The 23,541-nt window shown below is 71.2% G+C and carries 18 protein-coding genes; 16 read left to right on the top strand and 2 right to left on the bottom strand.

Going from position 1 to position 23,541, the window contains the following annotated elements; translation table 11 throughout:
* Positions 1-177: 177 nt before the first annotated feature.
* Positions 178-945, bottom strand: a complete 768-nt coding sequence (gene flgA / locus LCHO_RS13680) for a flagellar basal body P-ring formation chaperone FlgA (RefSeq protein ID WP_012347754.1) — start codon at positions 943-945, stop codon at positions 178-180.
* Between the two features lie 171 nt (positions 946-1,116).
* On the opposite strand from flgA, the gene flgB reads away from it, so the two are divergent.
* From flgB to LCHO_RS13605, 15 genes are all read left to right on the top strand, one after another.
* Positions 1,117-1,521 (top strand): flagellar basal body rod protein FlgB, encoded by a 405-nt coding sequence (flgB, locus tag LCHO_RS13675; protein WP_012347753.1) that lies wholly within the window; start codon positions 1,117-1,119, stop codon positions 1,519-1,521.
* A 34-nt stretch (positions 1,522-1,555) separates the two neighbouring features.
* Positions 1,556-1,966 (top strand): flagellar basal body rod protein FlgC, encoded by a 411-nt coding sequence (gene flgC, locus LCHO_RS13670; RefSeq protein ID WP_012347752.1) that lies wholly within the window; start codon positions 1,556-1,558, stop codon positions 1,964-1,966.
* Positions 1,967-2,032: 66 nt separating this feature from the next.
* Positions 2,033-2,707 (top strand): flagellar hook assembly protein FlgD, encoded by a 675-nt coding sequence (locus LCHO_RS13665; RefSeq protein WP_012347751.1) that lies wholly within the window; start codon positions 2,033-2,035, stop codon positions 2,705-2,707.
* A 59-nt stretch (positions 2,708-2,766) separates the two neighbouring features.
* Entirely contained in the window at positions 2,767-4,272 is a 1,506-nt protein-coding gene (locus LCHO_RS13660; RefSeq protein WP_012347750.1) for a flagellar hook protein FlgE, read from the top strand.
* A 14-nt stretch (positions 4,273-4,286) separates the two neighbouring features.
* On the top strand, positions 4,287-5,012 hold the full coding sequence (flgF, locus tag LCHO_RS13655; RefSeq protein ID WP_012347749.1) for a flagellar basal-body rod protein FlgF: 726 nt from the start codon (positions 4,287-4,289) through the stop codon (positions 5,010-5,012).
* Between the two features lie 17 nt (positions 5,013-5,029).
* On the top strand, positions 5,030-5,812 hold the full coding sequence (gene flgG, locus LCHO_RS13650) for a flagellar basal-body rod protein FlgG (protein WP_012347748.1): 783 nt from the start codon (positions 5,030-5,032) through the stop codon (positions 5,810-5,812).
* A 9-nt stretch (positions 5,813-5,821) separates the two neighbouring features.
* Positions 5,822-6,523: a flagellar basal body L-ring protein FlgH gene (locus tag LCHO_RS13645; protein ID WP_012347747.1), complete on the top strand. Its 702-nt coding sequence runs from the start codon at positions 5,822-5,824 to the stop codon at positions 6,521-6,523.
* A gap of 46 nt (positions 6,524-6,569) precedes the next feature.
* Positions 6,570-7,748, top strand: coding sequence for a flagellar basal body P-ring protein FlgI (locus tag LCHO_RS13640; RefSeq protein ID WP_012347746.1), 1,179 nt, complete (start codon positions 6,570-6,572; stop codon positions 7,746-7,748).
* 2 nt (positions 7,749-7,750) lie between these two features.
* On the top strand, positions 7,751-8,797 hold the full coding sequence (flgJ, locus tag LCHO_RS13635; RefSeq protein WP_012347745.1) for a flagellar assembly peptidoglycan hydrolase FlgJ: 1,047 nt from the start codon (positions 7,751-7,753) through the stop codon (positions 8,795-8,797).
* Positions 8,794-10,716, top strand: a complete 1,923-nt coding sequence (gene flgK, locus LCHO_RS13630; RefSeq protein ID WP_012347744.1) for a flagellar hook-associated protein FlgK — start codon at positions 8,794-8,796, stop codon at positions 10,714-10,716. Before flgJ ends, flgK begins: the two co-directional genes overlap by 4 nt.
* Before the next feature lie 97 nt (positions 10,717-10,813).
* Complete coding sequence (gene flgL, locus LCHO_RS13625) at positions 10,814-12,031, top strand: flagellar hook-associated protein FlgL (protein ID WP_012347743.1); 1,218 nt, start codon at positions 10,814-10,816, stop codon at positions 12,029-12,031.
* A gap of 21 nt (positions 12,032-12,052) precedes the next feature.
* On the top strand, positions 12,053-13,252 hold the full coding sequence (locus LCHO_RS13620; protein WP_012347742.1) for an EAL and HDOD domain-containing protein: 1,200 nt from the start codon (positions 12,053-12,055) through the stop codon (positions 13,250-13,252).
* Positions 13,249-16,203, top strand: a complete 2,955-nt coding sequence (locus tag LCHO_RS13615; protein ID WP_150105475.1) for a PAS domain S-box protein — start codon at positions 13,249-13,251, stop codon at positions 16,201-16,203. The genes LCHO_RS13620 and LCHO_RS13615 overlap by 4 nt, the downstream gene beginning before the upstream one ends.
* A gap of 88 nt (positions 16,204-16,291) precedes the next feature.
* The gene (locus tag LCHO_RS13610; RefSeq protein ID WP_012347740.1) at positions 16,292-16,897 is read left to right on the top strand and encodes an ANTAR domain-containing response regulator; all 606 of its coding nucleotides are present in this window, start codon (positions 16,292-16,294) and stop codon (positions 16,895-16,897) included.
* Entirely contained in the window at positions 16,894-18,039 is a 1,146-nt protein-coding gene (locus LCHO_RS13605; protein ID WP_043704310.1) for a GNAT family N-acetyltransferase, read from the top strand. Before LCHO_RS13610 ends, LCHO_RS13605 begins: the two co-directional genes overlap by 4 nt.
* Before the next feature lie 41 nt (positions 18,040-18,080).
* On the opposite strand, the gene LCHO_RS22265 is transcribed toward LCHO_RS13605, so the two are convergent.
* Positions 18,081-19,457, bottom strand: a complete 1,377-nt coding sequence (locus tag LCHO_RS22265; protein ID WP_150105474.1) for a sensor histidine kinase — start codon at positions 19,455-19,457, stop codon at positions 18,081-18,083.
* A gap of 307 nt (positions 19,458-19,764) precedes the next feature.
* On the opposite strand from LCHO_RS22265, the gene LCHO_RS22260 reads away from it, so the two are divergent.
* Positions 19,765-23,532 (top strand): response regulator, encoded by a 3,768-nt coding sequence (locus LCHO_RS22260; RefSeq protein WP_012347737.1) that lies wholly within the window; start codon positions 19,765-19,767, stop codon positions 23,530-23,532.
* Positions 23,533-23,541 lie beyond the last annotated feature (9 nt).

Raw genomic sequence — 23,541 nt, 5'->3', positions numbered from 1 at the left:
GGCTCGTCACCATGCAGTCCTCAAGCTTATCGACTGGGTGGCGGGCGACTTGAGCCCCTGTCGTTACACATTGCGCCGAACCCCCTGAGGTGTGGGGACTATCGGCTGGAGAACCGCAGAACTTGAGGCGTCGACCGGGTCGCGCTCGGCCGGACATCGTGCGCAGCAGGCGTTTTTTCACATTCGCACCTCGGCACGCCGCTCGCCCACCGGCCAGGCCGACAGGATGCGCCCGCTTTCGGTGCGCAACCGGGCCGGCTGGCCTTCGAGCCCGGGTGACATGGCCTGTGCCTCGCTGCTGACGGCAAAGCCCGTGCCCTGGGTGATGACGCGCACGGTATCGCCGGCCGCAAACCACTGGCGCGCGCGCAGGCTGTCGGCGCGCAGCGTGGCGCCCGGGGGCAGGGCGCGGGCGACGCGCCGGCCGATCAGCTCGGCCATCGACGTGTAGGCCGGCGACGCCTGTTCGGCCAGATCGACTTCGCCCAGGCGCAGATCGGCGGCGCCGAGCACGGTGTCGGCCGGCAGCGAACCGGCGGTGACCACCGCCTGGCCCCAGACCCGCACCGTCACCGGCAGATAGACATTCCAGGCCACCGGCCCTTCGGTGCAGCGCAGGCCGACCCGGGTGCGGCCCCACGGTTTCACGCCGGGCGGCAGATAGGCCTGGATGCGGTTGCACGGCGCCAGGCGCAGGCGCGGGTCGAGCTGGCCGACTTCGATCTCGAGCCGCGCGCCGGCCGGAATCGCCGCCTGGCTGCGCGCCAGCGACAGCACGTCGGCGATCGGCAGGGCGCCGCCCTGAGGCGCGCTGTCGGCCTGGGCGCTGCTGATCGAGAAGAGCAGCGCCAGCAGGCTCATCAGCGGCCAGCCCGGCCGGAACCGGGCGGCGTGCATGCGCTGCCAGACGCGCAGCCACATGCGCTGCGGCGGCGGCAAGGCCATGGCGGGCTGAGGGCAGCGTGGATACATGAGCATCAATGTAGATCGGTGCCGGGCCCGGCCAGGCGCGGAGATGCACGGTTTACCGGTCGCTTATCGCGCTCATGTTTGGCGCCTCGCCTGCCAACAATCAGCCAAGTTCCGCACCCGTGCGGGACGCCGGGGAACCCGATCATGCTCAACCGCATCACCGACACGCTGAACTTCCAGTCGCAGGCCCTGGTGCTGCGCTCCGAGCGCCAGCGCCTGATCGCCAGCAACATCGCCAACGCCGAGACGCCCGGCTACGTCGCCCGCGATCTCGATTTCGCCAGCGCGCTCAAGCAGGCCGTCGGCGAGCAGTCGGTCGGCGGTGCGCTGGCCACCACCCACGGTGGCCACATCCCGGTGGCGGTGGGCGCCAGGTCGGCGTCGCAGCTGACGTACGCCACCGCGAGCCAGAGCAGCCTCGACAACAACACCGTCGACATGGACCGCGAGCGCGCCAGCTTCGCCGACAACGCGGTCAAGTACGAGTCGACGCTGCGCTTCATCAACGGCAGCGTCTCGACGCTGATGTCGGCCATCAAGGGCCAGTGACCGCGGCCTTTGACCGCACCTGCAGGAGCCCACGATGTCCATGCTCAACATCTTCAACGTCGCCGGCAGCGCGGTCAGCGCGCAGAGCCAGCGGCTCAACGCGGTGGCCACCAACCTGGCCAACGCCGACACCGTCGCCGGCCCCGACGGCCAGAGCTTCAAGGCCCGCCAGGTGATGTTCCAGTCGGTGCAGATGGGCGAGATGGGCGCCGCCGGCGTCAAGGTCTCGCAGATCACCGAGGACCAGAGCCCCGGCCGCCGCGTGCACGACCCCAAGCACCCGCAGGCCGACGCCGAGGGCTACGTGACCTACAGCAACGTCAACGCGGTCGAGGAGATGGTCAACATGATCTCGGCCTCGCGCTCGTACCAGAACAACGTCGAGGTGATGAACACCGCCAAGACGCTGCTGCTCAAGACACTGCAGATGGGCCAGGGCTCGTGAGCCGCCTGATCGCAGCCTGAAACCGCACCGAACCCGTCCGCCCAACCGACCGAGACCGCCCCCGCCATGTCCACCACCGTCACCGGTTCCACCAACAGCTCGGCCTCGATCTATTCGCAGCTCTCGGGCAGCGGCAGCACGGCCAGCACCACCGAGGCCTCGGCCGACCGCTTCCTCAAGCTGCTGGTCGCGCAGATGCAGAACCAGGATCCGCTCAGCCCGATGGACAACGCCCAGGTCACCAGCCAGATGGCGCAGATCAACACCGTCTCGGGCATCGAGAAGGTCAACGAGAGCATCCAGGCGATGGGCGGCCAGTTCACCCAGATGCAGGCGCTGCAGGGCGCGCAACTGGTCGGGCAGGGCGTGATGGTTGCGGGCAAGGGCCTGAATCTCGACCCCGCCACCGGCCAGGCCAGCGCCGGCTACGAACTCGCCGGCCCGGCCGATGCCGCCCGGATCGAGGTGCTGTCGGCCGCCGGCCGGGTGATCGACACCGTCGACCTGGGCGCCGAGACGTCCGGGCGCCACAGCTTCACCTGGGCACCGGCGCAGATGCCGGCCGACACCAGCGGCATCAGCTTCCGGGTCGTCGCCACCAACGGCGCGGCCGCCGTCACCAGCACGGCGCTGGTGCGCGATCAGGTGGTCGCGGTCAGCAACAGCAGCGGCAGCCTCAAGCTCGACCTCGCCAGCGGCAACCAGATCAACTACGGCGACGTCAAGGCGTTCTCGTCCTGAGCCGCGCACCCGACTCCCGCCCCGACACGCCCCGACATTCGTCCTGAAAGGATCCGATCATGAACTTCCAGCAAGGCCTCTCCGGTCTCAACGCCACCAGCAAGAACCTCGAGGTGATCGGCAACAACGTCGCCAATGCCAACACCTACGGCACCAAGGCCTCGCGGGCCGAGTTCGCCGACATGTACGCCAGCACGATCAACAACATCGGCACCGGCAACGTCGGCATCGGCGTGCAGGTGGCTGCGGTGTCGCAGCAGTTCACGCAGGGCAGCCTGTCGGCCACCGACAACCCGCTGGACATGGCGATCAACGGCGCCGGCTTCTTCCAGGTCAAGGACACCGCCGGCAACCAGCTCTACACCCGCAACGGCCAGTTCAAGCTCGACAAGGAAGGCTTCATCGTCAACAACTCGGGCCAGAAGCTGCTCGGCTACCCGGCCAACGCCGACGGCGTGGTGGTGCCGGGTGCGGCCGGCGCGCTGCAGCTGCCGACCGCCGGCATCGCGCCGATGGCGACCGACGAGGTCAAGATGGAGATGAACCTCGACTCGCGCGGCGTGCTGACCGATCCGACCGCCGTGGCCAACAAGGCTGCCGCCGATGCGGTGACCGCCCAGGCCGCCGCCGACGCCGCGGTCGTGACCACGCAGGCCGCCTACGACACCGCCCAGGCCAACGCCGACGCCGCGCCGGCCGACACCCGGCTGCAGTCGCTGGCGACGGCGGCGCTGGCCGCCCGCGACCGCGCCGTCACGGTGGCCGCGCAGGCGGCCACCACGGTGACGACCACGGCCGACGCCGCGGCCGCCGCGCCGCTGGCCGCGCAGATCGACTTCGAGGATCCCGCCTCCTACAACAAGGCGACCTCGATGACGGCCTACGACGTCAAGGGCCAGCCGGTGGCGATGACCTACTACTTCCAGAAGAGCGCGCCCGACACCTGGAACATCTACGCCACCGCCAACGGCACCTCGATCAACGTCGACGCCAGCGGCCGCCCGGTGCCGGTGACGCAGCTGCAGTTCCCGACCAGCGGCGCGGCGCCGATCTCGCCGGCCGCACCGGTCGTCTTCGACGTGCCCGGCACCACCGCCGCCGACGGCTCGACCACCGAGCCGATCACCGGCGTGAGCTTCGACTTCACCCAGGCCACGCAATACGGCGCCACCTTCAGCGTCACCGACCTGACCCAGAACGGCTATGCGCCCGGCGAGATGTCGAGCCTGAACGTCGAGAGCAACGGCATCATCACCGCGCGCTATTCGAACGGCCTGACCAAGTCGGCCGGCCAGATCGAGGTGGCGAACTTCCGCAACCCGCAGGGCCTGCAGGCGGTGGGCGGCAACGCCTGGGCCTCGACCTTTGCCTCCGGCAGCGCCACCGTCGGCACGCCCGATTCGGGCAACTTCGGCCAGCTGCAGTCGGGCTCGCTGGAAGACTCGAACGTCGACCTGACCGCCGAACTCGTCAACATGATCACCGCGCAGCGGGTCTACCAGGCCAACGCGCAGACCATCAAGACGCAGGACTCGGTGCTGCAGACGCTGGTCAACCTGAAGTGACGCCGGAGTAGACGATGGACCGCCGCATCTACCTTTCGATGGGGGGCGCCAAGGCCACCATGCAGCGCCAGGAGACGCTGGCCAACAACCTGGCCAACGTGTCGACGGTGGGCTTCCGGGCCGAAATGCAGGCCTTCCGGGCCGTGCCGGTGCGCGGCGACGGCGCCACCACCCGCGCCTATGCGCTCGAGACCACCACCGGCTACAACCCGGCGCAAGGCAACATCACCGCCACCGGGCGCAACCTCGACGTGGCGATGCAGGGCAACGGCTGGCTGGCGGTGCAGTCGCTCGACGGCACCGAGGCCTACACCCGCGCCGGTGCGCTCAACGTCATGCCCGACGGCCTGCTGGTCGGCAGCAACGGCCTGCCGGTGCTGGGCGACGGCGGCCCGATCACGCTGCCGGCCAACGCCGAGGTGCAGATCGCCGGCGACGGCACCATCAGCGCGCGCGCCGCCAACGGCGGCATCACCCCGGTCGGCAAGCTGAAGCTGGTGACGCCCGAGGCGCCGCTCAAGCGTGGCGACGACGGCCTGTTCCGCGCCGCCGACGGCGACCTGCCGGCCGACCCCAACGCCCGCCTGCAGGACGGTGCGCTCGAAGGCTCCAACGTCAGCGCGATCGAGACCATGGTCGCGATGATCTCCGCGGCGCGCCAGTTCGAGCAGCAGATGAAGTCGATGCAGACCACCGAACAGGACGAGAAGCAGGCCGCCCAGCTGCTGTCCCTGAACTGAACCCGAGGTAACTCACCATGATGCGCGCCCTGTGGATTTCGAAGACCGGCATGGAAGCCCAGCAGACCCAGCTGGACGTGGTGTCGAACAACCTCGCCAACGTTGCGACCAACGGCTACAAGAAGTCGCACGCCGTCTTCGAGGACCTGATGTACCAGACGCTGCGCCAGAGCGGCGCGGCCAGTTCCGAGCAGACCCAGCTGCCCACCGGCCTGCAGGTCGGCCTGGGCGTGCGCACGGTGGCGACCTCGCGCCAGTTCACGCAGGGCAACCTGCAGCAGTCGGGCAACACGCTCGACGTGGCGATCAAGGGCAACGGCTTCTTCCCGATCCAGATGCCCGACGGCACCACCGGCTACACCCGCGACGGCGCCTTCCAGGTCAGCGCGACCGGCCAGCTCGTCACCAGCGCCGGCTACGCGGTGCAGCCCGGCATCACGATCCCGGCCGACGCGCAGACCGTGACGATCGCGCCCGATGGCGTGGTGTCGGTGGCGCTGCCGGGCCAGACCGCGCCGCAGGTGCTGGGCCAGTTGCAGGTGGCCAACTTCATCAACCCGGCCGGCCTGGAGGCCAAGGGCGGCAACCTCTACACCGAAACCGCCTCGTCGGGCACGCCCAACGGCGGCGCGCCGGGCAGCAACGGGCTGGGCTCGCTGAGCCAGGGTTTCCTCGAAACCTCGAACGTCAACGTGGTCGAGGAACTCGTCACGATGATCCAGACCCAGCGCGCCTACGAGCTCAACTCGAAGGCGATCTCGACCTCCGACCAGATGCTGCAGAAGCTCGGTCAGCTCTGAAAGAACGGCATGAACCGCCTCGTCACGCGCATCGGCCGCAGTGCCCGGCTGGCCCTGCTGGTCGGCTCGGCCGCTTTGCTCGGCGCCTGCAACCTGATGCCCACCGTGGCCAAGGTGGACGTGGCCGAGCCGACGTCGGCCCGACCGGTGGCGGTCGTCACGCCCGGTGTCAGCAACGGCTCGATCTTCCAGGCCGGCGCCTACCGGCCGCTGTTCGAGGATCACCGCGCCCGCCTGGTCGGCGACACGCTGACGGTGCAGATCGTCGAGAAGGTCAGCGCCAGCGCCAAGTCGACCAGCACGGTCGAGAAGAGCGGCTCGGTCGATGCCTCGCTCACCGCCTTGCCCTACCAGGGCGTGGCGGCGCTGGGCAAGCTGGGGGTGGGCGGATCGAGCACCAACAAGTTCGCCGGCAAGGGCGGCACCGAGAACTCCAACGAGTTCAGCGGCACCATCACCACCACCGTGATCGAGGTGCTGCCCAACGGCCACCTGCTGATCGCGGGTGAAAAGCAGATCGGCGTCAACGACAACGCCGACGTGCTGCGCTTCTCGGGCCAGGTCGATCCGCGCTCGATCCAGCCGGGCAATTCGGTCGCCTCGGCGCAGATCGCCAACGTGCGCGTCGAGCAGCGCGGCCGCGGCGGCGGCGCCGATGCGCAGAAGATAGGGTGGTTGGGGCGCTTCTTTTTGAACCTTCTGCCGATCTGAAGCGCCGACACAATGGGTTCGACCACTCAAGAGATCGGACCCGCAGATGGACACGCTGCTTGACTCGCTGACCGGCCCGCTGGCCGAACGCCAGAAAGACCTGCAGGATCGCCTGCTGCGCGGCGCCCTCTGGCTGGCGCTGGTGCTGGCCAGCACGGCACTCTGGTGGCCGGCCCCCGCCCACGCCACCCGCATCAAGGAAGTCGCCAGCGTGCAGGGCGTGCGGCCCAACCAGCTGGTCGGCTACGGCCTGGTGGTGGGCCTGGACGGCACCGGCGACCAGACCACGCAGACCCCGTTCACCGCGCAGAGCCTGACGGCGATGCTGCAGCAGCTCGGCGTGACCGTGCCGCCGGGCACCAACATGCAGATCAAGAACGTCGCCGCGGTGATGGTGACGGCCACGCTGCCGCCGTTCGCGCAGCCCGGCCAGTCGGTCGACGTGACCGTGGCCTCGCTCGGCAACGCCAAGAGCCTGCGCGGCGGCACGCTGATCGGCACGCCCCTGCGCGGCGCCGACAACCAGATCTACGCGCTCGCGCAAGGCAACCTGATCATCGGTGGCGCCGGCGCCTCGGCGGGCGGCTCGAAGGTGCAGGTCAACCACCTGTCGGCCGGCCGCATCCCCGACGGCGCCACCGTCGAGCGCGCGGTGCCCACGCCGCTGGCCGAGGGCGATTCGCTGCAGCTCGACCTCAAGTCGAGCGATTTCGCCACCGCCCGCGCGGTCTCGCAGGCCATCAATGAACGCTTCGGCAAGGGCACGGCCAGCGCGATGGACGGCCGCGTGGTGCGCGTCAAGATGCCCGCCACGCCCGACGAGCGCGTCAACTTCCTGGCCGACATGGAAAACCTGGCGATCGAGCTGGCCAAGCCGGCCGCCAAGGTCATCGTCAACGCCCGCACCGGCTCGATCGTGATGAACCAGGCCGTCACGCTGGCCGCCTGCGCGGTGGCGCACGGCAACCTGTCGGTCACGATCACCTCGACGCCGCAGGTCAGCCAGCCCGCGCCGTTCTCGAACGGCCAGACCACCGTCACCGAAAAGACCGACATCAAGATCAACCAGGAGCCCGGCTCGCTGATCCAGCTGAAGGAAGGCACCCAGCTCACCGACGTGGTGAAGGCGCTCAACTCGCTCGGTGCCACGCCCGGTGACCTGCTGGCGATCCTGCAGGCGATCAAGGCGGCGGGCGCCCTGAACGCGGAGCTGGAGGTCATCTGATCATGCGTGCCGCGGCCTCCAGTCCAGCGTCCTCGCAGCAGCTCGTCGCCGGCGGCGCGTCGCTCGACGGCCTGCGGGCGAGTGCGAACAAGGACCCGAAGGGCGCCATCAAGGAAGTTGCCAAGCAGTTCGAGGCCCTGTTCATGCAGGAGCTGATGAAGAGCATGCGCGCCACCACGATGAAGGACGACATGCTCGCCAGCAACGGCGGCGAGATGATGACCGGCATGCTCGACCAGCAGTACGCCACCTCGATGACCGGCCAGCCCGGCGGGCTGGCCGACGCCATCGCGCGCCAGCTCGAACGCCAGATGGGTGTGAGCCCCGCGGCGGGATCGGGGCCTGCGATCGGCGGGCTCAAGGGCCTGGGCGCGGGCGCGACCGGCGCGGCGAGCAGCGTCGCGGGCTTGAACAACAACCGGGCGCGGCTGGCGGCCAGCTACGGCGTGCCGGCAGCAACCGGTGCAACGGCCGGCTCGGCCACCGGCGCCACCGCAGCACCGTCAACGCCGTCGCGCAGCAGTTCGGCCACCGGCCGGGCGCAGGATTTCATCCAGGCCCACTCGGCCGCGGCGCAGGAGGTGGCGGCCCAGAGCGGCATCCCGGCGCGTTTCATGCTGGCGCAGGCCGCACACGAAACCGGCTGGGGCCGGCGCGAGATCCGCGGCGCCGACGGCACCAACTCCAACAACCTGTTCGGCATCAAGGCCGGCGGCAGCTGGACCGGTCCGACCGTGACCACCACCACCACCGAGGTCATCAACGGTCAGCCGCAGAAGGTGCAGGCGAAGTTCCGCGCCTACGCGACGCCCGAGGAGAGCTTCCGCGACTACGCCCGGCTGATCGGCAACAGCCCGCGTTATGCCGGCGTGGTGCGCGCCGGCAACGACGCCACCGCGTTCGCGCAAGGCCTGCAGCGCGCCGGTTACGCCACCGACCCGCAGTACGCCGCCAAGCTCGGCCGCGTGATCGAGACCACCGCCCGCCTGCAGCGCGAGATCGGCGCGGTGGCGCAGGCGCAGCCTGACCGCGCGAGGGCACCCACATGAGCACGTCCACGCTCCTGAACCTGGGCACGCGGGCGATGTTCGCCTCGCAGGCGCAGTTGCAGACCACCGGCCACAACATCGCCAACGCCAACGTGGCGGGCTATTCGCGCCAGGACACCGTGCTGACCACGGTCGGCGGCCAGTACAGCGGCGCCGGCTACTACGGCCGCGGCGTGGCGGTGCAGACCGTCACGCGCGCGGTCAGCGCCTTCCAGACCGACCAGGTGGCGCAGACCCGCGCCCAGGCCGCTGCCGATTCGACCCGCTCGGACATGCTGTCGCGCCTGCAGGATTCCTTCGGCACCGGCGAGGCCGGGCTGGGTTTTGCCGCCACCAAGCTGTTCAACGCCTTCAGCGACGTGGCCTCGTCACCGGCCGACCCGTCGGCGCGCCAGGTGGTGCTGGCGCGCAGCGAGGAGCTGGCGTCGCGCTTCCGGGCCTCGAGCGACCAGATCGAGGCGCTGCAGCTGTCGGTGACCGAGGACGTCGGCAACACGGTCAACACCATCAACGGCCTGGCGCAGAGCGTGGCCGAGCTCAACCAACAGATCGCCAGCACCCGCGGCAGCGGCCAGGAACCCAACGACCTGCTCGACCAGCGCGACCAGCTCGTCAATGAGCTGAGCCAGCACGTGCAGGTGACGCGGCTCGAGCAGGACGACGGCTCGCTCAACCTGTTCATCGGCGGCGGCCAGAGCCTGGTGCTGGGCAACGCGGCCTACGAGATGGTGGCGCGCGCCGACCGGTTCGATCCGGCCCGGGTCGAGGTGGCGGTCAAGGTGGCCGGCGTCGAGCGGCCGTTCGACCAGCAGTCGCTCGGCGGCGGCACGCTGGCCGGCCTGATCGGCTTCCAGAACAACGACCTGAGCGCCGCCCGCGACCAGCTCGGCCAGCTCGCCAGCACGCTGGCCAGCGAGGTCAACCGGCAGCAGTCGCTCGGCCTGAGCCTGGGCGGCACGGCCGGCGACCCGCTGTTCCGCCACGTCGCGGCCAACGCGGTGCCGGCCGCCGGCAATGCGAGCGATGCCGCCGGCAACCCGGCGGGCAACGTCGCCCTGACCATCACCGACAGCCGGGCGCTGCAGGCCAGCGAGTACGAGCTCAGCGTCAACGCCGACGGCAGCTTCGACGTGCTGCGGCGCAGCGACGGCCAGCGCAGCGCCGGCCTCGTCAACGGCGCCGAGGTCGACGGCTTCCGGATCGACTTCGGCAGCTCGGCGCCGCTGGCCGGTGACCGCTTCCTGCTGCAGCCGGTGGGCGGTGCCGCGCAGTCGATCGAGCTGGCCCTGACCGACCCGAAAGGCATCGCCGCCGCCAGCCCGATCAGCGTGACCGCGGCGCCGTCCAACCAGGGCACCGGCCGGCTCAACTCGGTGGTGATCGAGACCGCCGCCGCCACGCCCTACGGCAGCATGACGCTGGCGTTCGGCGCCACCAGCGCCGGTGGCGGGCGCGACTACCAGCTGCTCGACAGCGGTGGCAGCCTGCTCTCGAGCGGCACCTGGAGCGCGGGCACGCCGATCCGCTACGACGGCGTCGCCATCAAGATCGACGGCGTGCCGGCCGAGGCCGACACCTTCGCGGTCGGGCCGACCACCTTCGCCGCCTCGAGCAACGGCAACGCGCTGGCGCTGCAGGGCCTGGCCGACACCGCGATGACGCTCGGCCAGACCTTCACCAACAGCTACGCGCAGACCCTGTCGGACATCGGCGTGCGGGTGCAGAGCGCCCAATCGGCGGCGACCGTCTCGGCCGGCGTGGCCGATCGCGCCAAGGAAGAGCTCGGCGCGCAGACCGGCGTCAATCTCGATGAAGAGGCCGCCCGGCTGCTGCAGTACCAGCAGGCCTACCAGGCGGCCGCCAAGATCCTGCAGACGGCGCAGAAGGTGTTCGACACCGTGCTGTCGCTGGGCGGCTGACGGCCTGCCGTCTGGTTCTGTCCGCTGACCCGCCGAATCCGCCGCCGACAACCCGCTGCCTCCCCGTTTTCCCCCGCCGTACCGATCGAGTCCAGCCATGCGAGTGTCCACCGCCTCCACCTACGAGTCCTCGATCAACACGCTGCAGCGGCGCCAGCAGGAGCTGTCGCTGGCGCAGGGCCAGCTCACCAGCGGCAAGAAGATCGGCAAGCCGAGCGACGACCCGACCGGCGCGGCGCGGGCCGAGCGGGCCCTGATCGAGCAGACCCGCGGCGAGACCACCTTGCGGGTGATCGACGCCAGCCGCAACGCCATGACGCTGTCCGAAGGCGCGCTCGGCGACGCCGTCGACCTGGTGCAGACCGCCCGCGAGGCGCTGATGGCGGCCGGTAACGGCAGCTACACCGCCGGCGAACGCAAGGCCGTGGCACTGCAGCTGAGCGAGCTGCGCAACCAGCTGCTCAACGTGGCGAACCAGCAGGACGGCAACGGCGGCTACCTGTTCGGCGGGCAGGGCGTGCAGACCGCCCCGTTCCTCGACGCGGTGGGCGGCGTCGACTACGCCTCGACCGGCGGGCAGATCAACGGCGCGACCGACGAGCGCCTGCCGCTGTCGGTCGACGGCCAGCAGATCTGGCTGCAGGCGCGCAGCGGCAACGGCGTCTTCACGACCGCCGCCGACGCCGCCAACAGCGGCAGCGGCTGGGTCAACGCCGGCCAGGTCACCGATCCGGCGGCCTACACCGGCAAGTCCTACGAGGTGAGCTTTTCGGCCGGTGCCGGCGGTGCGCTGGAATACAGCATCACCGACAGCGACGGCGCCTCGATCGCCAGCAACCAGCCCTACAGCGCCGGCAAGGCGATCACCGACGTGCCGGGCGTGGCGTTCACCATCAGCGGCACGCCGTCGGCCACCGGCACGCCGCCCGACCGCTTCACGGTCGCGCCGTCGCAGCCGGAGCTGAGCGTGTTCGACGCGCTCGATCGGGCCCTGGCGGTGCTCAACGATCCGAACGCCAATCCGGGCCAGGTGATGCAGGGCGTCAACGCCGGCCTGCGTGACATGGATCAGGCGCTCAGCAGCTTTTCGTCGGCACGTGCCATGGTTGGCGAAACCCTCAACCGGCTCGACGGCGTGGGCGACCGCACGGATGCCAGAATTCTTTCATCCAAGACCACCCGATCGAACGCCGAAGATCTCGATATGGTGGAGGCGATCTCCGACTTCTCGAACAAGCAGACCAGCTACCAGGCCGCCCTGCAGTCGTATGCGCAGGTGCAGAAGCTTTCGCTGTTCAACTACATCGGCAACTGACCGTCGAATCCGACACCCCCCATGGACAAAACCATCCTCGGCCAGGTAGCCCTCAGCTACTGCCCGGTCATCGACCGCCAACGCAACGTGATGGCGACCCGCCTGACCGTCTCGCCCCTGCAGCTCGGACGGCGCATGGCCGTCGACGAGCTGCTCGAGGCGGTCGGCCAGGTCTGGCCCGCCGATGGCCAGCGGGTGGCGCTGTCGGTGCGCAGCGAGACCCTGCTGTCCGACCTGCTGACGGTGCAGCCGACCACCAACGTGATGATCGAAGTGCCCAAGTTCATGGCCTGCGATCCGCTGCACCGCGATGCCATCCTGACGCTGGCGGCCAACGGCAACATGCTGCTGCTGTCGGGCCGCCCCGACCAGCCGCTGCCGCGCGAACTGCTGGGCGCCTTCAAGTACGCGATCGTCGACATGGCCGACGAGCGCCGCCTCGACGCCGTGCCGGCGCCGGCGGGCATCCAGCGCTCGATCGGCTTCTTCCAGGACGGCATCCGCAGCATGGCCGAGATGGAATCGGCCTTCCAGCGCAATGCGGTGGCGGTGGTCGGCTGGCCGATCGACGATGTCATCAAGGTCAAGCCCGGACGCAGCGCGGCCACCAGCCGGCCCGACCTGCAGGCCATCATCGAGCTGATCAACCAGGTCGACGCCGAAGCGCCGATGGGCCAGCTCGAGGCCACCCTCAAGCGCGACCCGACGCTGGCCTACAAGCTGATGCGCTACATCAACTCGCCGGTGTTCGGCCTGAGCGTGGAGATCTCGTCGTTCAGCCACGCCGTGATGCTGCTGGGCTACCAGCGGCTCAAGCGCTGGCTGGCGCTGCTGCTGGTGACGGCGGGCAGCGACGCCAACCAGCGGCCGGTGATGTTCGCCGCCGTGCGCCGCGGCCTGCTGATGGAGGCGCTCGCGCCGCCGGGCAGCGACTCGACCGTCTGCAGCGAGATGTTCATCTGCGGCGTCTTCTCGCTGCTCGACCGCATGCTGCAGCAGCCGTTCGCCGAACTGCTCAAGACCATCCCGGTGCCCGACCAGGTCTACAAGGCGCTGGTCGAGAGCAGCGGCCCGTACGAATACGCGATCCACCTGGTGCGCTGCCTCGAAGGCGGCACGGCACACGACATCATGGACGCGGCCGACCGCGCCCTGCTGGAGATGCGCACCATCAACCGGGCCCTGCTGAAGGCCCTGGCCGGAGCGATCGAGCTGACGTGAACCGGCCCGCCACGATGCTGCCCGAAGCCCTGTTCGACAGCCTGGTCGAGCCGGTGCTGGTGTTCGATGCCGGCGCCGGTCTGCGCTACGTCAACCCGGCGGCCTTGCGCCACCTGCACGTCGAAGTCGGCATGAGCCTGGCCGACCTGCGCAGCGTGTTCGACACCTCCATCTGGCAGTGGCTCAACCAGGCCATCGGCAGCGACCGCTCGCTGGTCCAGCCGCCGCGCTCGGCCGACGGCCGGCCTCTGGCCGTGCTCAGCCGGCTCGACGAGCGCCACTGGGCGCTGTGCCTGCCGCTCGAGTCGCTGCGTCTGCGCGAGCAGGTGCCGGTGCTGCAGATCGCCGACGGGCCGCTGCGCCATGTGCACGCGATGCTCTGGGGCGCGCCGTTCCCGGCCATGCTGCAGGACGAATCGTTTCGCATCCTCGACGTCAACGCGGCCTTCCTGACCCTGGCCGGCGGCAGCCGCGAGCGCCTGATCGGCCACGATCCGCTCGGTTTCCAGCCGCCCGCCGATCACGCCGAAACCCTGGCCGACCGCGAGCGGCTGATGCGCGACCCGCTGCACCCGGACGTGCCGGCGCTGGTCGAGCAGCGCCTGATCGACAGCGACGGCCAGGTGCGCTGGGTGCGCGCGGCACGCTACGTCACGCTGACGCAGGACGGCCGTCACCTGCTGCTCACGCTGATGCAGGAAACCACCGCCGAACACGCCGCGCGCGACCAGGCCGAGCGCTACTCGCGCGAGCTCGACCAGTGGTTCGACCGCTCGCCGCTGGGCATGGCGCTGTTCGACCCGGGCGGGCTGGTGCTGCGCGCCAACCAGGTGTTCGAGCAGCTCGTCGGCGGCCCGCTGGTCGAAGTGCGCGAGGCCTCGCCCGAGGTCAGGGCGCTGCTGGCCTGGCGCGCCGACCAGCAGCTGATGGCGGTCGAGCCCGACGCCCACTGGGCTGGCGCCGACGGCAGCCTGCCCCAGGCCGACGGCGGTGCGCGCTGGGTGCGCGCGCTGCTGCGCAGCTACGAGGCGCACGAGGGCCGTGGCGGCCCGCGCCGCATCATGTGCATGCTCGAAGACCGCACCGCCGAGGCCGAGCGCGATCTGGCGGTGGCCCGCCAGCAGCTCGCGCAGGCGCACGCCGAGCAGCTGCTGGCCGATCTGTCGACCATCCTCGAGAGCTCGCCGGCCGGCATCGCCTCGATGCGCGGCTACACGCTGGTGCAGTGCAACCGGCGCTTCGAGCACATGCTGCGGCTCGCCCCGGGGGCCGGCGTGGGGCGCGACATCCGCACCCTGCTGGCCAGCCACGTGCAAGGTGACGCCTGGGCCGAGGGCCTCGAGCACGACACGCTGCACGAAGCCGAGCTCGAAGTGCCCGACGACGACGGCCAGCGCCACTGGTACGCGCTCAGCATCCGCCGCACCGGCCCGGCCGGCGACGCGCCGCAGGCGATCGCGGTGGTCTCCGAGATCACCCGGCTGAAGGCGCAGCAGGCGCAGCTCGAGACCCTGGCGCACGAGCGCGAGCAGATGGCCCAGGTGCTGGGCCAGCAGGCCGACCGCAACCGGGCGGTGCTCGACTCGGTGCTGGTGGGCATCGTCACGGTCAACGAGCAGGGCGTGATCTCGTGGCTGAACCGTTCGGCGCGGCGCATGTTCGGCGGCGACCTGGGCGACTTTCTCGGGCGGGCGATCGATGCGGTCGCCACCGACGAGCCGCTGCACCCGTTCCGGCGCAGCCTCGAGCTGCTCGACGAGCTGCGCGACGGCGAGGCGCTGATGTTCGAGTGCCGCGTGCAGGGCCGCGACGGTCGCACCTTCTGGGTGGTGGGCAACGTCGTCAACACGCTCGGTGCGCACGGCCGGCGCGAGCTGATGTTCGCGCTGATGGACATCGAGCAGCGCCGCCAGGCCGAGGCCCGGGTGGCCGAGGCACGCGCCTCGCTGCAGCGCATCATCGAAGCCGCGCCGATGGCGATCACGCTGTGCGACGCCAACAGCCTGGCGGTGCTGCAGATCAACCGGGCCGCCGCCGAGCTGTGCGGCGTGGCGGCCGAAGCGGCGGTGGGCTGCCGGCCCGAGCAGCTGTTCTCGCCCGCCGCGGCGCAGCGCCTGCGCGAGGACGTGCGCGTGGCGATGGCCAGCCCCGAGCAGGTCACGCAGCGCGAATACCGCTGGCAGCGCGGTGCGGTCGCGCAGGTGTGGGATGCGCGGTTCCTGCCGCTGGCGCGTCCGGGCGAGCGGGTCGACCAGATCCTGCTGGTGGCCAGCGACGTGACCGCCCAGCGCGCCGCCCAGCAGGCCGAGCTGGAAGCCGCGATCGCGCAGCGCGAGATGCTGGTGCAGGAGGTCCACCACCGCATCAAGAACAACCTGCAGGGCGTCGTCGGCCTGATGCAGCAGATCGCCACCCGCCGCCCCGAGGTCCAGCCGGTGATTGCCGAGGTGGTCGGCCAGGTGCAGGCGATCGCGCAGGTCTACGGGCTGCAGGTCGGCAACATCGGGCCGCTGCGCTTTCGCAACGTGATGAGCGCGATCGCGCAGTCGGTGGAACGCACCTTCGGGCGCACGATCGAGCTGCGGGTCGACGACCACGAGCGCATCGACTGGGCCCTGCCCGAGTCGGAGTCGATCCCGATCGCCCTGACGCTCAACGAACTGCTCACCAACGCGATCAAGCACAGCCCCGCCGGCAGCACGGTGGGCTGCCGCCTGGTGGCGGATCCGGGCGGCGTGCGCATCGAGATCGGCAACCTCGGCAGCCTGCCGCCGGGATTCCGGATCGACCACCGGCCGTCGACCGTGTCGGGCCTGGGGCTGGTGCGGGCCCTGCTGCCGCGCCGCAACGCCTCGCTCGGCATCGAGCAGCGCGACGACCGGGTGGTGGCGATCGTGGCGCTGGCTGCGCCGGTGGTCACGCGCCTGCCCCCACCCGCCCGGGTGGCCTGAGCGTGGCCCGAGCGCGTGGGGGCCATGCGACACTCCTGAACGCGTCGGCGAGCCCGCCGCCATCGATCGAAAACTCCGAGCATCCAGCGTGAATCCATCTCCCGACAGCAAGGGCCGCATCCTGGTCGTCGACGACGACCGGCTGGTGCTCGCCACCCTGGTGCACGGCCTGTCGCAGGCCGGTTTCGAGGTGGTCGACGCCGACAACGGCGACGACGCCATCCTGCAGGCGCGCCAGCACAAGCCCGATCTGGCGCTGCTCGACATCCGCATGGACGGCATGAGCGGCTTCGACGTGGCGGCCTATCTGCGCGAGCACCTGCACCTGCCGTTCATGTTCCTGTCGGCCTTCTCCGACGAGGCCACCGTGGCGCAGATCAAGGCGCTGGGCGCCAAGGCCTACCTGGTCAAGCCGCTCGACATCGCCCAGATCGTGCCGGCGGTCGAGGCCGTGATGGCGCAGGTGCGCAGCGGCCCGGCGGCGCAGCCCGCCCGGCCGGCACCGGCCGAAGCCGATCCGCTGGCCCAGCCGGTGGCGATCGCGGTGGGCATCGTCATGCATCGCTATTCGCTCACCGCCAGCGCCGCGCTGGCGCGCCTGCAGCAGCTGGCCGAGCGCGACGGTCGCCCGCTCGACGTCAGCTGCCGCGCGATGGTGCAGGCGGTCGAGCAACTGGCGCTGCCCGGACTGTGAGCGCCCTGCTTGTGAGCGCCACGCGGGTGAGCGCCGACCTGATCACCGACGAGGCCGCGCTGCTGGCGCTGGGTCCGGCCTGGGACGCGCTCGAGGCCCGCGCGCAGGCCGGCGGCGCGCCCGGCCAGCTCTACGTCAGCCACCGCTACGTGCGGCTGGCCTGGCAGCACCTGCGCCAGCCGGGCGACGAGCTGTTCGTGCTGACGCTGGGCGACGCCGGTCATCTGCAGGCGGTCTGGCCGCTGGTGCTGCGCCGCAGCCGGCAGGCGAAGATGGAGGTCCGCCAGCTCGGCCCGATCGGCATCTGGGAAGGCGAGCGCCCGCACGTGCTGTGCGAGGGCGATGCCGACACCGCCTGGGCCGGCCTCTGGTCGGCGCTGGCCGGCCTGCGCAGCCGCTGGCACGTGCTGACGCTGCCCGAGCTCGACGCCGGCAGCTGGCCGCTGCGCCAGCTGGCCGTTCGGCCCGGCGTGGCGGGTGGATTCCAGGTGCGCGCGCAGGCCGATACCGCAGCGCCGTGGCAGCCGCTCGGCGGCGACGCCGTGGCGTGGCGGGTCCGCCGGCCGGCGGCGCTGCGCCAGGCCCGCGAGCACGTCCAGCATGCGTTGAAACGCCGGCTGCCCGATCTGTCCACCGAGGTCCTGAACACCGGCGCCGACATGCCTGCGGCGCTGGATCGCTTCCTGGCGATCGAGGCGCGGCTTGCGGCGTCGCCCCTGGCCGACGCCCATTACCGCATCAGCAGCAAGCCCGAGCGGGTGGCCTTCTACCGCGCCTTCCTGCCGCTGCTGGCCGCGCGCGGCGAGGCCGAGTTGCGGCTGATGCGCGGCGGCGGTCAGGACGTGGCGGCGCTGATCCGGCTGCGCTGCGGCGGCGTCTGGCTCGAGCGCCACGCGGTTGCGGCGCCGGATGTCGTCGACCTGGCGCCGGCCCAGGAACTGCTGCTGCAGACCCTGGCCGAGGCGATGCGCGACGGCGCCACGCAGGAATCCGACCTGCTCTGGCCGCCCGACGCCAGCGGCCGGGTCGAGGCCCTGACGCCGTGGCTCGACGGCGTGCGGCCGACCGAGCGGCTGACGATCTGGAATCTGCGCTCGCGCATGGCGTTGCGCGCGCTGGCCGGCTGGCTGCTGCGGCGCTGATCCGGCGCTGATCCGGCGCTGATGCGCGCCGTCCGGCCGGTTCAGCCGAGCGTGAAGTAGAAGCTGGCGCCCTCGTCGACCTTGGACTGGGCCCAGACCTCGCCGCCGTGGCGGTTGATGATGCGCCGCACCGAGGCCAGGCCGACGCCGGTGCCGGTGAACTCGCTGGCGCTGTGCAGGCGCTGGAAGGCGCCGAACAGACGCTCGGCGAACCGCATGTCGAAACCGGCGCCGTTGTCGCGCACGAAGTAGACCGGGCGATCCTGCGCCGCGTCGACGTCGGCGCGCACCGCACTCAGCCGCGTCAGGCCGAACTCGATCCGGCCCTCGGCGCGCCGGGCGGAGTATTTCCAGGCGTTGCCGAGCAGGTTCTCGAGCACGGTGCGCAGCTGCGCCGGGTCGCCCTGTGCCGTCAGATCCGGCTCGATGCTGGCTTGCACCACCCGGCCGGGCGCCTGGGCGCGCAGCTCCTCGATGATCTGCGTGGCCAGCTGCGACAGCGGTACCGCCTCGCGCACCAGCGGCTGGTTCGACAGCCGCGACAGCGCCAGCAGCGCGTCGATCATGGTGTTCATGCGGGTGGCGGCGCCGAGCACGCGGTCGAGGTGGTCGTTGCCGATGCGGTCGAGCAGGTGGCCGTAGTCCTCGCGCACGATGCGCGTGAAACCCTCGATCACGCGGATCGGCGCGCGCAGGTCGTGCGACACCGTGTAGGCGATCGATTCGCGGTCGTTCTCGGGTGGCTTCGCCGGCGCCGGGACGGACGCGGGGGCAGGCGCTGGAACAGGAGCCGGTGCGGGAGCAGGGGGAACCGGCGCAGCCTTGGCGGTCGGGGGCTGCCACAGCACGCTGTGCCGCACGCCCAGCGGCAGCACGCGCCAGGGCCGCGGGTCGGCGCCGGGGGGCGTGGCGGTGTCGCCCGCCGCCTGCAGCGCCGCGACCACCTCGGCGGGCGGACATTGCGGATGGCGCGCGAGCCAGTGGCTCAGCAGCTCGGGGGCCGGGATGGCGGTGTCGGCCTGCGCCTGGCCGGCTTCGGCCTGGCCGTGGCCGGCCAGCAGCAGCCAGTCGGTCAGCTCGCCTTCGGTGACACGCTGCACGATGAAGCTCAGGCCGGGCAGGCGGGCGAGCAGGGCGCGTTCCCAGTCGGCGGCGATCAGGTCGACCGGCGGGGCCGGGCGGCTGGTGGCGATCGCTTCAGGCGCTTGCTTGCGGGCGTCGGACTGCAGCCCGGACCAGCCGGCCGCCGCCACCCCCACGCACCCGCAGGCCACCAGCGCCAGCAGAACCGACACCCCGGCCGACACCCCGAACGCCGTCGCCAGGCCGTTGGCGGCCATCACCAGCAGCAGGGCGCCAAGGCCGGCCGGCAACGCCACCCGCCAGGCCATCCGCCGGCGTCGAACCGTGCTCAGCACGCGGGCCCTTCGGTGCCACCGGCCAAACCGTCTGAATGCTGATCATCGCGCCACATGAAAGCAATTGTAGGGATGCGTCGGTGCCGCACCCGCCGCCTGCGCATGGTGCCCCTCGGGCGGCGCTCGCGCACATCGGCGAAATTGCGCGTTCGGGATCGCTGCGTGCTCGAAGGGGCCTGGCGCGAGCCCTATGCTGCGCGCAAATGTGAAAACGCAGGCCACGCGCGGGGCTGCGTCGGCGATTCCTTCAACCTCATTCGATGATGACGATTCACCGCCTCGGGATCGATCTGGACAGCGGCCCGGCATGCCAGCGAACGTGAAACCGGTCGAGACCCTCACGCCCGACCTGTTGTGGCGACTGGCGCGGGCGGTGTCGTCGACCTCGCGGTTGCTGGACGCGATGACGGTGGTGGCGCCGAGCGTCGCCCGCGCACTCGGCGCGCAGGGCGTCGGCCTGGTCCAGGTGATGCAGTGGCGGCCGGCTTCGAGCCTGGTGCAGCCCTGGGGCCCCGAAAGCAGCACCGACGACGAGTGGATCGACCTGGCGCAGCTGGTGCTGGTCGAAGCCGAGCGCTGCCCGCTGGGCCGGGCGCTGAGCCGCGGCCAGGTCGAATACGGCGCGGTCGGCGTCAGCCCGCAGGCCTGGAACTGGCGGGCGCCGGGTGTGCGCCAGGTGCTGGTGCTGCCGGTGCTCACGCTCGAGACCCCCGATCACGGGCCCGGCCCGGTCGCCGTCGCCGGGCTGGCCGCGAGCGAGCCGCTGCGGCCGACGCTGGCGGCGCTCGAGTTTCACGATCCCGACCGCTTCGACCCCGAGGTGCTGCCGCTGCTGGGCATGCTCGCCCTGCAGCTGGCGGCGGTGGCACGCCGCGAGGCCGACCTGCAGCTGGCCCGCCAGCGCGACGAGCAGCTCGCCCAGGTGGCGATGCTGGCCTCGCGCACCGGTCGCTCGACCGTCATCACCGACCAGAACGGCCGGATCGAATGGGTCCACCCGGCCTTTGCCGAGATCACCGGCCACCTGCCGCTGGAGGTGCAGGGCCGCCCGCTCTGGGAAGCGCTGGCGCGTGACCTCACGCGCAGCGACGCCGCCGCCCAGTTGCGCACCCTGTTCGCCGGCAGCGGTGCCTTCCGGCACGAGTTCGTGGCGCGCCGCGGCCAGGCCTGCGCCGAGCCCGGCCAGCCATACTGGCTGGAGGTCGACGCCGCGCAGGTGATCGACGAGACCACCGGCCGGCTGCAGTTCGTCTGCCTGTGCTCCGACATCTCGAGCCGCAAGGCGCACGAATCCGGCAACGACGAGCAGCGCGAGCTGCTGGCCGCGCTGACCGAGAACCTGCCGATCAGCCTGCTGGTGCTGGACGCCCAGCGGATGCAGGTGCTGTCGCTGAACCGCCACGCCCAGATCGAGTTCGGCGTCTCGCCGACGCCGGGCAACAGCGGCCTTGACGACATGCTCGGCGCCGGCCTGCACGAGCGCATCCGCGCCGAGCTCGACGAGGTGCTGCAGCGTCCGGGCGCGGTCGAGCACGAGTTCGTCTGGCCGACGGTCGAGGGTCGGCGCGTCATCAGCGCCCGCCACGTGGCGGTGCAGGATCGCCACGGCCCGCCCCGGGTGGTGATCACGCAGCTGCGCGACGTCACCCGCCAGCGCCGCGACGAGCTGCGCCTGCGCGAGTCCGAAACCCGCTACCGCGAGCTGGTCGAGACCATCGACGAGGGCGTTTTCATCAGCAACCCGGCGCGCGACCAGTGGTATTACATCGGCCCGCGCATGTATCAGATGCTGGGCCTGAAGGTGGCCGACCGGCGCGAGCACCCCGACCTGCTGCAGTCGCTGGTGCTGCCCGACGACGCCCGGCTGCTGGCGCAGCAGCGCGAACACGAAGAAGCCCTCGAGGCCACCGACGTGACGCTGCGCATCCGCCACCCCGGCCGCGGCCTGCGCTGGTTGCGCCAGCGCACCCGCACGCGGGTGCTGCCGGGCGGCGAGACGCGCGTCTACGGCCTGCTCGACGATGTCACCGACGAGCGCGAGCGGGCGCTGCAGCTGCAGGCCGCCCGCGACGTGGCCGAGGCCGCCAGCCAGGCCAAGAGCCAGTTCATGGCCAGCATGAGCCACGAGATCCGCACCCCGATGAACGGCATCCTCGGCATGACCGAGCTGCTGCTGGGCACCCGGCTCGACGACCGCCAGCGCCGCTTCGCGCAGGCGGTCTACCGCTCGGGCGAGAACCTGCTGGAGATCATCAACGACGTGCTCGACTTCTCGAAGATCGAGGCCGGCCGGCTCGAACTGGCGCCGACCGACTTCAACCTGCGCACGCTGATCGAGGACACGCTCGACCTGCTGGCCCCGCGCGCGCACGAGAAAGGCCTGGAGCTGAGCTTTCGCGAGACCGGCGATGTGCCGGCCAATGTGCTGGCCGACCCGCTGCGGCTGCGCCAGGTGCTCACGAATCTGGTGGCCAACGCGGTCAAGTTCACCGAACACGGCGAGGTCACGGTTGACCTGCGGTTCCTGCCGCGGCCGCGGGCCGGGGCGCCGGCGATGCTGGAGTTCCGCGTGCGTGACACCGGCATCGGCATGGCCGCCGAGCTGCTGCCGCGGCTGTTCACGGCCTTCACGCAAGCCCACGGCGGCATGGCGCGGCGCTACGGCGGCACCGGGCTGGGGCTGGCGATCTCGCGCCAGCTGGTCGAGCTGATGGGCGGCCAGATCGATGTGGTCAGCCAGCCCGGCGTCGGCTCGGAGTTCCGTTTCACGATGACCTTCGAGCCCGGCAGCGGCCGCGACAGCGAGGCCGGCGAGCTCACCGCGCTGCCGCAGGCGCGGGTGCTGGTGGTCGAGGACCACGCCACCAACCGCACCGTGCTCGACCACCTGCTGAGCGCCTGGGGCCTGAGCGTGACGCTGGCCGTCGACGGCCAGGCGGCGCTCGAGCTGCTGCGCAACCGGCCGGCCGATCAGCCCGATTTCGACATCGCGCTGGTCGACTGGCGCATGCCGCGGCTCGACGGCATCGGTTTCGCCAAGGCCCTGCGCGCAGAGGGTCTGGCGCCCGGCACCCAGCTGGTGATGCTGTCGTCGGCCAGCGCGCCCGACGACGCCCGGCTGGCGCAGGACGCCGGTTTCGTGCGCTTCATCCACAAGCCGGTGCGCAAGGCCGAGCTGCGCCAGGCGATCCTGGGTGTCACCGCCAGCCGCGGTGTCGAGCCGGTCGACGCGCAGGTCCGGGCGCAGGTGCTGGTGGTCGAGGACAACCCCGTCAACCAGGAGGTGATGGGCCAGATGCTGCACCGCCTGGGTTGCCGCGTGCGGGTGGCCGGCACCGCGCTCGATGGCCTGCGGGTGCTGTGCGAGCAGCCCGTCGATCTGGTGCTGATGGACATCCAGATGCCGGGCATGGACGGCATCGAGGCGCTGCACTGGATCCGGCGCGGCGAAAGCAGCCGCTTCAAGCTGCGCACCCCCGCCAATCTGCCGGTGGTGGCGGTGACGGCGAATGCGCTCGACGGCGACGAGGAGCGTTTCCTGGGCTTCGGCTTCGACGCCTATCTGTCCAAGCCCTATCGCCAGAGCCAGCTGCTCGGCATCCTGCAGGGCGTGGTGCCGGGCCTGGTCGGCACCGGCCTGCCGGCCGACGACAGCCGCGCTGCGCCCGATCCGGCGCCCGCCCCGCCGGGCGAGGCCACACTGCGCGGCGGCGCCCCGATGCTCGACGTGCAGGCGCTGCAGCGCTTGCGCGAACTCGATCCCGGCGGCCGGAACCGCTTGCTGGAACGGGTCCTGAAAGCCTTCGATGCGTCGATCGGCCGCATGCTGACCCAGCTGGCCGAGGGCCAGTCGGGCCAGGACGCCGCGCTGGTGCGCCACGTGCTGCACACCCTGAAGTCGTCGTCGCAGAGCGTGGGCGCGCTGGCGCTGGCGCAGATGTGCGTCGACTGCGAGGCCCAGCTGCGCCAGGGCGTGGGGCTGGATCTGCTCGCGACCCGGCTCAATCAGCTGCAACTGGAGATGCTGCGGGTGCAACAGGGGCTTCACCCCTACATCGAGGCGCAACCGGCCTGAGAATGCGTC

Source organism: Leptothrix cholodnii SP-6 (genome assembly GCF_000019785.1).
GTDB classification, from domain to species: Bacteria; Pseudomonadota; Gammaproteobacteria; order Burkholderiales; family Burkholderiaceae_C; genus Sphaerotilus; species Sphaerotilus cholodnii.
Note: the sequence above shows the minus strand (reverse complement) of the source record. Positions and strands in the feature narration are given on the sequence as shown.